Here is a 12200-nt window from a genome sequence, read left to right as displayed (position 1 = left end):
GTTCAAACGAAATTTGGACGCTTGTGTATCCGGGCAAAATGCGATACACTACACCTATACATAGGAAAGGAATCTGACAGGCCGCCCCCGGCGGGCCTGAATCTGATAGGAGGAACATGATGATCTGGAATAAGAAGAAGGACGGCGCGGAGAACCCGGGTGCGGAAACGCCTGCGGCACAGACAACCAAGGCCCCGGTGCTGTTTTTGCAGAAGAACTGGAAATGGCTCGTGCCGGTGGTCTGTGTGGTGATCGCGGGCGGTGTGTTTCTGCTCAAGCCCAAGAGCGCCAGCACCACAGCCGTGGACCCCAGCTATCTGGAGGCCAGCCCTGAAGTGCGGGATGTCTCCAATACCCTGAGCGGCACCGGTACCCTGAACCCTGCCAACACCTACACCGTGAAATCTCTGGTAGAGGGCAAGGTGCTCACCGGCGAGTTTGAGGAGGGCGACGTGCTGGATGAGGGAACCGTCCTCTACACGCTGGACAGCTCGGACGCTTCCACCAATTTTGAAAAGGCCGAGATCGCCATGCAGCAGGCACAGCGCGGCTATGACAAGGTGGTGGACCGCCAGTATGTGCGTGCCGAAGTGGATGGCACCGTGAGCACCCTGAAGGTCGCCAAGGGCGACGAGGTGACCAGCGGGCAGGAGGTCGCCATCATCCGCGACAGCTCCAAAATGCTGCTGACGCTGGAATTCCCCGCCGCCGATGCCGCCAATTTCAGCGTGGGCCAGACCGCCCAGGTGACGCTGGACGGCACCTTTGAGCAGCTGGACGGCACCGTGACCAGCGTGACCGGAACGGATGCCCTGAGCACCGGCAACCTGCTCACCCGCACCGTGACCATTGCCGTGCAGAACGCGGGCGGCCTGACCACCGCGCAGGCGGCCACCGCCTCCATCAACGGGGTCAGCTCCATCGGTTCTGCCACCTTTGGCTATCAGGCGGAGCGCACCCTGACCGCACAGGCTGCAGGCACTGTGACCTCCATCCATGTGCAGGAGGGCCAGACCGTTGCCAAGGACGATATCCTGATCGAGCTGAGCGGCGATGACCTGACCGAGAGCATCCAGTCTGCCTCTGAGACCCTGCGCAGCGCTGAGATCTCCCTGCAGAACCTGCAGGATACCATGGCCAACTATACCGTCACCTCTCCCATCAGCGGCACCATCATTGAAAAGGATGCCAAGGTGGGCGATGCGGTCAAATCCGGCGATACCCTCTGCGTCATCTACGACCTGAGCTATCTGGAAATGGTCATCAACGTGGACGAACTGCAGATCAGCTCCCTGTCTGTGGGCCAGAAAGTGCAGATCACAGCCGATGCCGTGCAGGATAAGAACTATGTGGGCACTGTGACCCGCGTCTCCATGAAGGGCGCTTCCAACGGTGGCACCACCACCTACCCGGTGACCATCCGCATTGACGAGACCGACGGCCTGCGCCCCGGCATGAACGCCAACGCTGAGATCGTGGTGGCTGAGGCTGCCAATGCCCTGACCGTGCCCAATGCGGCCATCGTCCGGGGCGGCTATGTGCTGGTGACCCAGGATTCCCCCAGCGCTTCCAAGGCGGATACCACCATGGAGGCACCCGAGGGCTTTGTCTATGTGGCCGTCAAGACCGGTGTCAGCGATGATGATTACACCCAGATCGTCAGCGGCATCCAGGAGGGGGACGCCATTGGTTACGACCCCAACTCGGTCAGCAGCGACAGCTACTATGACGATGGCAGCAGCATGATGATCTTCTGATGGGAGGATGGAATGAGTGCTCTGATCGAATTTGATGCGGTCTGCAAGTATTACCAGATGGGTGACACCACGGTAAAAGCCGCCGACCACATCACCATGAAAATAGAAAAAGGCGAGTTTGTTGCCATTGTGGGCCAGTCCGGCTCCGGCAAGTCCACCTGCATGAACATCATCGGCTGTCTGGATGTGCCCACGGCGGGCACCTACCGGCTGAACGGCCGGGATGTGGGCAAGATGAGCCGGAACGAGTTGGCCTCCATCCGCAACGAGATGCTGGGGTTCATCTTCCAGCAGTATAATCTTCTGCCCAAATTAAACTTATTGGAAAACGTGGAGGTGCCGCTGGTCTATGCGGGCATCCCCCGCGCCGAGCGCCACCGCCGGGCTCGCGAGGTGCTGGAGCAGGTGGGGCTGGGCGATAAGCTGAAAAACAAGCCCAACCAGCTTTCGGGCGGCCAGCAGCAGCGCGTATCCATCGCGCGGGCGCTGGTGCGCAACCCGGCAATCATTCTGGCGGATGAGCCCACCGGCGCGCTGGACAGCCACACCGGCCGCGAGGTGCTGGGAATGCTGCAGGACCTGCATGGGCAGGGCCATACGGTGGTGCTCATCACCCATGACAACTCCATTGCCGTGCAGGCCGACCGCATCATCCGGCTGGAGGATGGTCAGGTGGTCTACGATGGCGACTCCCGCGCGCCGGAAGCCATCGTCCAGCCGACGCTGAACTTTGAACCGGCAGAACAGGAGGGGAACAAATGATCATTGAGACCTTCCGTCAGGCCCTCCAGAACGTGTGGAGCAACAAGCTCCGCACCTTTTTGACCATGCTGGGCATCATCATCGGTGTCATGGCGGTCATCGTCATCGTGGGTCTGGGCAACGGCATGACCCAGAGTATGCGGGACAGCTTTTCGGCGCTGGGCACGAATGCCCTGTCCATTCAGGTCTGGGGCTACGGCTCCCGCACCGCCTCGGTGGAGGATGTGTATAAGATCGCAGATAAGAACAAGGAGCTCATCTCCGCAGTCTCGCCCCAGATCGATTTCAGCAACAACACCCCCAAGGTGGGCACCACGACCTACCGCTACGGCACCAGTGTTTACGGTGTGGACGAGCACTACGCCGAGATGAAAAACTATACCCTCGCCCAGGGGCGCGGCCTGCAGTACATGGACATCAAGGACAACAAGCAGGTCTGCATCATTGGTGATTACCTCAACCGGGCGGCCTACGGCGGCAACGCGGTGGGCCAGACCATCAAGCTGGGGGCCTACAAGTTCCGGATCGTGGGCGTTCTGAACGCCAAGGTGACGGACAAGAACATGCAGCAGGGCTCCGACGATGACTGCATCTATCTGCCCTACACCACGGCCATGCGGCTCTCCAACCAGTCCAGTGCCAAGAACTTTGTTGCAATTATGAAGGACGAGAGCCGCGCCAACGAGGCCAAGGCGGTGGTGGAAAGCGGTCTGTACGACCTGCTCAAGAGCGACAACGCTTACTACATCTACAGCGCCAGCGAGTGGCTGGAAGAGATGAACGAGATGATCAACATGGTCATCATCATCCTTACCGGCATTGCCAGCATCTCGCTGCTGGTGGGCGGCATCGGCATTATGAACATCATGCTGGTGTCGGTGACCGAGCGCACCCGGGAGATCGGCATCCGCAAGGCACTGGGTGCCAAGGAGCGGGTGATCCTGTCGCAGTTCGTGGTGGAAGCTGCCACCACCTCTGCACTGGGCGGCGTGCTGGGCATCGTCCTTGGCTATATCGTGTCCATGGCGGCAAACCGCATCCTGCCCATGATCTCCAGCGACATTGATGTGACCGTCAGCCCCTCGTTCAACTCCGTCGTGGTGGCCTTTGGCATCTCGGTGGGCATCGGCGTGCTGTTCGGCTATCTGCCCGCCAAGCGCGCCGCAAGGCTCAACCCCATTGAAGCGCTGAGATATGATTAAACCTCTCACCGCTTCGGTCTGGCTTTGCCAGCGCCTTGCAGAGCTCCCCTAATAGGGGCAACAACGACGACCGCCGCCAGTGGCGGATGAAGGGAGGAGTTGTTGGGGCCGCGGCCAGCAGGATGCAAGTGCAAGGCTTTGCACGAAGCAGATGCTGGGAGCCGCAACCCGGAATACATTAGAAACTATTTTAAGGAGGATTTTCCATGAAAAAGCGAATCCTTGCATTTCTGCTGGCGGTGAGCATTGCCGTGTCGATGCTGGTGCTGCCGGCATCGGCAGCGGGCAACGCCAACACGGCGGTCCAGCTGTCCATCACGCTGAACGCGATGGACAGCAGCCAGCAGGCTGCCCTGAACGCTGTGGTCACCCGCGGTGCGCTGGCCCGGATGCTGGTGTCCTACTCCACCTACCGCGAGAGCGTGGGCTCTCAGGGCACGGTGGGCACCCTGTTCACCGACCTGCCCGGCACTTCGCCCTATGCACCCTATGTCCGCATTGCGGTGCAGAACGGTTGGATGAACGGCTACACCGACGGCTCTTTCCGGCCCGACAACGCCGTGACGCTGGAGGAGGCGGTCACGGCCATCCTCAAGCTGATGGGCTATAAGATGACCGACCTGAGCGGCTCCTTCCCCAACGCACAGCTGAACAAGGCCAGTGAGCTGGGCCTGCGCAATCAGGTGGACCGCAGCCAGGGCGAGGCGCTCAACTACGAGGAGTGCGCCCTGCTGTTCTACAACACCCTGACAGCCAACGCTGCCAGCGGCAGTGCCTACGGCAGCAGCCTGGGCTTCACGGTCTCCAACGGTCAGGTGGATACCTCCAGCGTCATGCTCAAGAGCCTGAAGGGCCCCTTTGTGGCGGGCGATACGGTCCAGCTGCCCTTTGTTCCCAAGATGGTCTACCGCAACGATAAAGCGTCGGAATCTGCGGAACTGAACAAATACGACGTGTATTATTACAGCGAAAGTTTACAGACGCTGTGGGTCTACACCCGCCGCGCCGCTGGCCGCATCACGGCAGTTTCGCCCAGTGCCAGCGCCCCCACCAGTGTAACGGTGGCAGGCACCAGCTATACGCTGGGTTCCTCTGCGGTGGCCTCCCAGGTGTCCTCCCTCAACGGCGGCGGCGTGGGCGAGGTCGTCACCCTGCTGCTGGGCATGAACAATGAGGCTGCCGGGATCGTGACCGGCGAGGAAGCCGACAACGTGTTCTACGGTGTCGTGCAGACCGCCACCCGCAGTCTGGTGGAAGAGAACGGCGCGGATGTTTTGCAGAAAGTCTCCGTCATGTGCACCGATGGCATTGCCCGCACTGTGAATGTGGACAAGAGCCTGAACTTTCCGCAGGGGTGGCTGGTAGAGATCAAGGTCACCCCGGAGGGCGAGAGCGTGGAGCACATCGAGGACCGCCGCGTCAACGGCACCATCAATGCCAATGCCACTGCTCTGGGCGCAGCCGCCCTGGCCGACGATGTAGAGATTCTGGATACAACTTCGGAGGGTGTGGCTGGGACGGTTCGTCCCAGCCGCCTATCGGGGGTAACACTGAGTGACCTCGATGTCCGCTACTATACCGTCAACGATGCCGGACAGATCGACCGGCTCATCCTGAACGATGTGACCGGCGACCTGTGGAGCTACGGCGTGCTGGACGATGTGAAAAATCTGGCCATGAATTATTCTGACCTGAAGAGCCTCGTCACCAGCATTACGGCGGGAGATTCCGCTTCCGGCACCACGACCACGACAGGCACCACCACCGGAGCGGCCACGGGCGGCACCGACGGCTCCGGCTCTACCTCGGATACCACCACCACTGTGACCGGTGCCACGGCGGTAGACCGCCTGTCCAATCTGCTGGTGCCCACCACCAGCGAGATCCTGTGGGGCATCGTCTCGGGCGATATCCTGAGCACGGCCTGGCAGAAGCTGACCAGCAACACCGGCTCCCTGATGAGCATTGGCTTCCAGCAGATCGCGGAGATCACGGGCACCCCCTTCAAGCAGATCTTTAACTACATCGGCGGCGGGGCGACCTATATCTGCTACGTCAACGGCGCGGTGGCCAGCTACACCACGGCCATCAAGTATCCGGTGCTGGCGGGCGGCATTGCCGTGCGGCAGGAGACCACCGGCTCTGTCAAGGCCATGATGCAGCTGATGCCCCTGAAGATCGACAAGGTCGGCGCGGCCTCGGTGCTCTCGGGCAATGAACGCTACGAGATGGCAGACAATGTGCAGGTCTACCTGTGGTACAAGGGCCAGTATTACCCCACCAAGCTGGCTCAGGTGGATGCGGACGGCTACCAGCTGACCGGCTGGTACGATAATTTCGGCTGCGCTGCCGGAAAAAAGGTCCGCGTCATCATTGCGGTCAAGAACGACTGATGCTTTATTACAGCGGCCTGAGCCGCACACTGCGGCAGCTGCGCTGGGTGCTTTACCCGCGCCGCTGCCCTTTTTGTGACCGGGTGCTGGGGAACCAGCCTGCCTGCCCGGACTGCGCCGATGGGCTGGCAGAGCTGCGCCGTGCACCTTCCATGCGGCTGCGCGGCTCCGAGCACTACCTGGGGCGGCTGGATGGGGCAGCCGCGCCCTACCGATACACCGGCCTTGTCCGCCGCGCGGTGCTGCGGGCGAAATATCAGGGCGCGCCCTGGGCAGCTGTAGAGCTGGGCGTGGAGATGGCCCGCCTGCTCTTTGGCAGCGAGATCAGAATGCGCGGCTCTGAGCCCCTGCCCGAACCGGTGCCGGGCCTTGACAGGGGTTACGACTGCATCCTTCCGGTACCGGCCTCCAGCAAAAAGCGCGGCTACAATGTGCCGGAGCGGATGGCACAGCCCCTTGCCCGGGCGGTGGGCGTGCCGGTGGTCACGGACGCGCTGACTCGTGCCCGCTCCACCCGGCGGCAGGAGGGACTTTCCCTTGACGAGCGGCTGGCCAATGTGGCGGGTGCCTTCCGGGTGGCCCGGCCGGAGGCTGTGGAGGGAAAGCGCATCCTTCTGGTGGACGATGTTCTGACCACCGGAGCCACGGCCTCGGCCTGCGCGCAGGCTCTGCTGGATGCCGGTGCGCAGAGCGTGTTCGCTGTGGCGCTGGCTACGGTGGAGTTTCCGCAGCCGGTGGGCAGCACAACGGCCATTGCCGAAAATGAAAAAGAAATTTGAAAATAGTGCTTGACAAAACACCATTCTTCGGGTATACTGATTGAGCTGTGAGCGACAAGCTCGATCAGATGTCCGGGTGTAGCGCAGTTTTGGTAGCGCGCTTGAATGGGGTTCAAGAGGCCGTGAGTTCGATTCTCGCCACTCGGATTGAAACAAGACCGACGATTTCAAAAGAGATCGTCGGTCTTGATTTTTTATTCGGCTGTTTCTGGTGCGCTGTCCCGGAGGGGCGGGCACCGCTGCAAGGAGGGCGAGTCTATGAATGCTGCACTGCGCCGGGATGCGGATGTGATCCTTCGTTCCAGCCTGAACGCTGTTCTGCCGGATGAGGCGGTGCGCCGTGCGCTGCGGGATCTCCGGCCCGGGAAGGGCCGGGTGCTTCTGGTGGCGGCGGGCAAGGCGGCCTGGCAGATGGCACACGCGGCGGTTGAAACGCTGGGCCGGGTGGATGGCGGTGTGGTCGTGACCAAGTACGGCCATGTGAAAGGTGAGATCCCAGGTGTGGCCTGCTATGAGGCGGGCCACCCGGTGCCGGATGCAAACGGTTTTGCGGCCACTCAAAAGGCGCTGGAGCTGGTGCAGGGGCTGACTGCCGGGGATACGGTGCTGTTCCTGCTTTCCGGCGGCGGCAGTGCGCTGTTCGAGCAGCCGCTCGTTCCCGGGGCAGAGCTGCAGGACATCACGAGCCAGCTGCTGGCCAGCGGGGCCGACATTGTGGAGATGAATACCATCCGCAAGCGGCTTTCCGGTGTGAAGGGCGGGCGGTTCGCGCAGCGCTGTGCCCCTGCGCAGGTGTTCAGCATCGTGCTGAGCGACATTCTGGGGGATCCGCTGGATATGATCGCCAGCGGCCCGGCGGTGCCGGATACCTCCACCTGCGCCCAGGCGCTTGCCGTTGCCAAAAAGTATCATCTGGCACTCTCAGCACAGGCCCGGGCCCTGCTGGCGCAGGAAACGCCCAAAACGCTGGACAATGTGACCACCCGGATCACCGGCAGCGTGCGGGAGCTTTGCCGTGCCGCGGCCAGCGCCTGCCGGAATCTGGGATATGAACCGGTTCTCCTGACCGACCAACTCTGCTGCGAAGCACGGGAAGCAGGCAGCTTCCTTGGCTCCATTGTCCGCACCCAGGCAGGGCAGGGGAAAAAGCTGGCCTACATCGCGGGCGGCGAGACCATCGTTCACCTGACCGGAAAAGGGCTTGGCGGAAGAAATCAGGAGCTGGCCCTTGCGGTTGCGCCTGCCATTGCCGGGCTGAACGCGGCGGTATTCTCTGTGGGCAGCGATGGCACAGACGGCCCCACCGATGCCGCCGGCGGCTATGTGGATGGGGATACCCTTGCCGCGCTGGAGGCCGGGGGCTGGAGCGGATACGCTGCTTTGCAGAACAACGATTCCTACCACGCCCTGAAAGCAGTGGATGGCCTGATCATCACCGGGGCAACGGGCACCAATGTCAACGATGTGGCGGTGGCCCTGATCGGGGAAAAAACACCGCCTGTGAGCCCGGAAGTTTCCCCGGAGTGGTGATTGCATTCCTCCGTTGAGTATGTTATACTGAACAGCGAACTGAATAGAAAACAGCAGGTGCGTACCGCCCGCGGCTCTGGCCGGGGGCAGGCACGTTAAAAGGGAAGCGGGTGCAAATCCCGCACGATCTCGTCACTGTGATAAGGGAGTTTACCGCCAGGGTGCAGCTGCACCGGTCACTGGAACGTATGTTCCGGGAAGGCGGCGGTGGATGTTGAGCTTTCAGCCAGGAAACCTGCCCGCTGTTGGTACGGGGGCGCAAGCCCCAGATCACGAGGAATTGGTTGTACCCAAAAAGCCTGAAAAAACTGAAAAGGGCCTTTTTGCTTTGCCATCCCGCAAGCAGAAAGGCCCCTTTTGTTTTGCCGGGCACTCTTTCCTGTACCTTCTGTTCAGCAAAAATCATGTTCAAAAACAGGAAAGGAACGAACAAAAATGAGAAAACGCACCATCCACAAAGCAGCGGCCGCTCTGACCGCTCTGGCCCTCTGCGCCGGTGTACTGACCGGCTGCGGCGGTGCCGCAAGCAGCACCACTGCTTCCAGCACGGCAGGATCTGCTGCCAGCAGCGAGGTTTCCGGCGAGGAGGCTGACGAATTGGCCGCAAAGAATGTTGCAGACCTGATCGATGCCATCTATGTGCAGGAGCGCACCGATGACACCGATGCCCAGTGTGAGGCCGCCAAGGCCGCATGGGATGCCCTGACCGATGCCCAGAAGGAGCTGGTCGAGGGCGAAGAGGCTGACCCTGACTACTTTGGCCGCGACACCGGCGATGCTTCCAAGGACGACAGCCGCAATCAGGACGACATCGGCGAGAATGAGCTGCTGGTGGTTTCCTTCGGCACCTCCTTCAACGACAGCCGAGTGAAGGATATCAAGGGCATCGAGGATGCGCTGCAGGCCGCTTATCCCGATTGGTCTGTCCGCCGCGCCTTCACCGCACAGATCATCATCAACCATGTTCAGGCCCGCGACGGCGAGAAGATCGACAACATGCAGCAGGCTCTGGATCGCGCTGTGGCCAACGGCGTGAAGAACCTGGTCGTCCAGCCCACCCACCTGATGCACGGTGCAGAGTACGACGAGATGATGGAGATGATCGACGAGTACAAGGACAAGTTCGAGAGCGTCGCCGTTGCTGAGCCCCTGCTGGGCGAGGTTGGTGCCGATGCTGCCGTCATCAACGCCGACAAGGAAGCTGTTGCCAAGGCCGTTACCGCTGCTGCTGTGAAGGATGCCGGTTTCGACAGCCTGGAGGCCGCCGCTGAGGAGAAGGTCGCCTTCGTCTTTATGGGCCACGGCACCTCCCACACCGCAAAGGTGAGCTACAGCCAGATGCAGACCGCCATGCAGACCCTGGGCTACAGCAACGTGTTCATCGGCACGGTGGAGGGTGAACCCGAGGAGACCGCCTGCGAGAACGTCATCGAGGCTGTCAAGGCTGCCGGTTACACCAAGGTCATCCTGCGCCCCCTGATGGTCGTTGCCGGTGACCACGCCAACAACGATATGGCCGGTGCGGATGACGATTCCTGGCTGAGCCAGTTCCAGGCCTCCGGTGACTTCGCGTCCGTGGAGTGCCAGATCGCCGGTCTGGGTGAGATCGAGGACATCCAGCAGCGCTACATTGAGCACACCAAAGCCGCCATTGATTCCCTGAACGGCTAATATTCCGCATTCCAATGCCCGAAGGGAGAGATCTTTTCGGGCATTTTTTATGGAGAGCTTCCCCGCATGAGGAGAAACACTCCCATTTCAAATTCTGAATTTTTGAGGTATTTTGTTTATGCACTGCAAACAGCTTGTTTCCCTGTCCGTTGCTTCTCTGATGCTGGCCGCCGTCCTCACCGGCTGCGGCGGGGCTTCTTCCACTGCTTCCTCTGCTGCCAGCTCGGAAGCCGCTTCTGCCGTGAGCACTGCCGCATCCGAGCCTGCCGAAGCCGCCCTGCCGGACGGCGTGTACACGGCTGAGTTCGACACCGACAGCGGCATGTTCCACGCCAACGAAGCCTGCAATGACATGGGCACCCTGACCGTGGAGAACGGGCAGATGACCTTCCACGTCAGTCTGGCCTCCAAGAAGATCGTCAACCTGTATGTTGGCATGGCCGCCGATGCCGAGGCCAACAAGGCAGATTGGCTGCTGCCTACCACCGATACCGTCACCTACTCTGATGGCACCTCGGAGGAGGTCTATGGCTATGATATCCCCGTGGCCGCTGTGGACCAGGACTTTCAGCTGGCACTCCTCGGGACCAAGGGCAAGTGGTATGACCACACCGTGAGCATCCGCAATGCACAGCCCAAGACTGAGGAAGCCGCCGAGACCCCTGCGGACGGTGAATACAGCGTCAATGTGACCCTGGAGGGCGGCTCTGGCCGTGCCACCGTGGAAAGCCCTGCCGCCCTGACCGTGGCGGACGGCAAAATGACCGCTGTCATCCTGTGGAGCAGCCCCAATTATGATTACATGATCGTGGACGGCGAGAAGTATCTGCCCACCAACACCGAGGGCAACTCCACCTTTGAGATCCCTGTTTCTGCACTGGGCACCCCGCTGGCTGTCACTGCCGATACCGTAGCCATGAGCACCCCCCATGAGATCGAGTATACGCTGACCTTTGCGCTGAACTGATGAAACTGACGAGACAACAATTCCTGCGCGTTCTGCCTGTTACAGTACTGGCCCTGTCGGGTTGCGCCGTCTCCGAGACAGCGCCCGCCAGCACAGAAGAACTGGTCTTTGACCATGCCTGCCCGCTGGATTACGCCACGCAGTTTACTGCAGACTGCTATGAGGGCGGCTATACCATGCTGACCCTGACCGAATCGGGGGAGCAGTTCCTTGTGACCCCGGAGGATGCCGCTGAGGTGGAAGGTCTGCCCGAGAGCGTGACGGTGCTGCGTCAGCCCATCCGGAACATCTACCTTGTCTCCACCTCGGTGATGGATCTGTTCCTCGCGCTGGATGGGCTGGACAGCGTGACCCTTTCCGGCACCCGGGCGGAGGGCTGGTATCTGGATGAGGCCAGAGCCGCCATGGAGGACGGGCGCATTGCCTATGCGGGCAAGTACAGCGCCCCGGACTACGAAAAGATCCTTGCGGCCAACTGCGGCCTTGCCATCGAGAACACCATGATCTACCACACCCCGGAGGTCAAGGAGCAGCTGGAACGGTTCGGCATCCCGGTGCTGGTGGAGCGCTCCAGCTATGAGAGCGGCCCGCTGGCCCGGCTGGAATGGCTCAAGTTCTGGGGCATCCTGCTGGGGAAAGAGGAGCTGGCGGAACAGGAATTCGCCCGGCAGGTGGAGCGCCTTGCACCGCTGGCCGGGCAGGCTCCCACCGGCAAGCGCTGTGCCTTTTTCTCCATCACAGCCAACAACCTTGCCAATGTGCGCAAGGGCGGCGACTATGTGGCCCAGATGATCGAGATGGCGGGCGGTGATTATGTTTTTGCGGACCTGACCGACAACGGCAACAACCTTTCCACCATGAACCTGCCGCTGGAAGATTTTTACGCCGGTGCAAAGGATGCGGATGTGCTCCTTTACAACAGCACCATTGAGGGCGTGGTGCATACCACGGAGGAACTGGTGGCAAAATGCCCCCTGCTGGCCGAGTTCAAGGCCGTGCAGAGCGGCAGTGTCTGGTGCACCACCCAGAGCTTTTTCCAGCAGAGTACGGCGCTGGTTGATTTTGTGCTCGACCTGCACCGTGTCTTTACGGAGAACGACCCCGCCGACCTGCAATTTCTGAGGAAAGTAGAGTAACCT

General features: G+C 61.1%; 9 protein-coding genes, 1 tRNA gene and 1 riboswitch. All 10 genes read left to right on the top strand.

Going from position 1 to position 12200, the window contains the following annotated elements; all coding sequences use genetic code 11:
• Positions 1 to 116: 116 nt before the first annotated feature.
• The 10 genes from MTP42_RS11695 to MTP42_RS11650 all read left to right on the top strand — a co-directional run bounded on the left by MTP42_RS11695 (position 117) and on the right by MTP42_RS11650 (position 12197).
• Complete coding sequence (locus tag MTP42_RS11695) at positions 117 to 1757, top strand: HlyD family efflux transporter periplasmic adaptor subunit (RefSeq protein ID WP_249257387.1); 1641 nt, start codon at positions 117 to 119, stop codon at positions 1755 to 1757.
• Positions 1758 to 1769: 12 nt separating this feature from the next.
• Entirely contained in the window at positions 1770 to 2519 is a 750-nt protein-coding gene (locus MTP42_RS11690) for an ABC transporter ATP-binding protein (RefSeq protein WP_005935028.1), read from the top strand.
• Positions 2516 to 3721, top strand: coding sequence for an ABC transporter permease (locus MTP42_RS11685; protein WP_249257386.1), 1206 nt, complete (start codon positions 2516 to 2518; stop codon positions 3719 to 3721). Before MTP42_RS11690 ends, MTP42_RS11685 begins: the two co-directional genes overlap by 4 nt.
• A 206-nt stretch (positions 3722 to 3927) precedes the next feature.
• A complete protein-coding gene (locus tag MTP42_RS11680; protein WP_249257385.1) occupies positions 3928 to 6114 on the top strand; it encodes an S-layer homology domain-containing protein in 2187 nt (728 codons plus the stop codon).
• A complete protein-coding gene (locus MTP42_RS11675) occupies positions 6114 to 6893 on the top strand; it encodes a ComF family protein (protein WP_156059710.1) in 780 nt (259 codons plus the stop codon). The genes MTP42_RS11680 and MTP42_RS11675 overlap by 1 nt, the downstream gene beginning before the upstream one ends.
• A gap of 72 nt (positions 6894 to 6965) precedes the next feature.
• Positions 6966 to 7040: transfer RNA gene (locus tag MTP42_RS11670), tRNA-Pro, on the top strand.
• A gap of 111 nt (positions 7041 to 7151) precedes the next feature.
• A complete protein-coding gene (locus tag MTP42_RS11665; protein ID WP_207684203.1) occupies positions 7152 to 8423 on the top strand; it encodes a glycerate kinase type-2 family protein in 1272 nt (423 codons plus the stop codon).
• Between the two features lie 38 nt (positions 8424 to 8461).
• Positions 8462 to 8680, top strand: a riboswitch (cobalamin riboswitch).
• A 178-nt stretch (positions 8681 to 8858) separates the two neighbouring features.
• Positions 8859 to 10094 carry a sirohydrochlorin cobaltochelatase gene (locus tag MTP42_RS11660; RefSeq protein ID WP_097773372.1) on the top strand — a complete coding sequence of 412 codons (1236 nt, stop codon included), beginning with the start codon at positions 8859 to 8861 and terminating at the stop codon, positions 10092 to 10094.
• A gap of 118 nt (positions 10095 to 10212) precedes the next feature.
• Complete coding sequence (locus MTP42_RS11655; RefSeq protein ID WP_249257384.1) at positions 10213 to 11061, top strand: iron transporter; 849 nt, start codon at positions 10213 to 10215, stop codon at positions 11059 to 11061.
• On the top strand, positions 11061 to 12197 hold the full coding sequence (locus MTP42_RS11650; protein WP_249257383.1) for an ABC transporter substrate-binding protein: 1137 nt from the start codon (positions 11061 to 11063) through the stop codon (positions 12195 to 12197). The genes MTP42_RS11655 and MTP42_RS11650 overlap by 1 nt, the downstream gene beginning before the upstream one ends.
• Positions 12198 to 12200: the final 3 nt, after the last annotated feature.

It is taken from the genome of Faecalibacterium sp. I2-3-92 (assembly GCF_023347315.1).
Taxonomy (GTDB): Bacteria; Bacillota; Clostridia; order Oscillospirales; family Ruminococcaceae; genus Faecalibacterium; species Faecalibacterium duncaniae.
This window is presented reverse-complemented; position numbering and strand designations above follow the sequence as displayed.

Bases quoted from the DNA above. Each gene is read 5' to 3' on its own strand.
- MTP42_RS11695 (WP_249257387.1), top strand. From the start codon at position 117: ATGATGATCTGGAATAAGAAGAAGGACGGCGCGGAGAACCCGGGTGCG.
- MTP42_RS11690 (WP_005935028.1), top strand. From the start codon at position 1,770: ATGAGTGCTCTGATCGAATTTGATGCGGTCTGCAAGTATTACCAGATG.
- MTP42_RS11685 (WP_249257386.1), top strand. From the start codon at position 2,516: ATGATCATTGAGACCTTCCGTCAGGCCCTCCAGAACGTGTGGAGCAAC.
- MTP42_RS11680 (WP_249257385.1), top strand. From the start codon at position 3,928: ATGAAAAAGCGAATCCTTGCATTTCTGCTGGCGGTGAGCATTGCCGTG.
- MTP42_RS11675 (WP_156059710.1), top strand. From the start codon at position 6,114: ATGCTTTATTACAGCGGCCTGAGCCGCACACTGCGGCAGCTGCGCTGG.
- MTP42_RS11665 (WP_207684203.1), top strand. From the start codon at position 7,152: ATGAATGCTGCACTGCGCCGGGATGCGGATGTGATCCTTCGTTCCAGC.
- MTP42_RS11660 (WP_097773372.1), top strand. From the start codon at position 8,859: ATGAGAAAACGCACCATCCACAAAGCAGCGGCCGCTCTGACCGCTCTG.
- MTP42_RS11655 (WP_249257384.1), top strand. From the start codon at position 10,213: ATGCACTGCAAACAGCTTGTTTCCCTGTCCGTTGCTTCTCTGATGCTG.
- MTP42_RS11650 (WP_249257383.1), top strand. From the start codon at position 11,061: ATGAAACTGACGAGACAACAATTCCTGCGCGTTCTGCCTGTTACAGTA.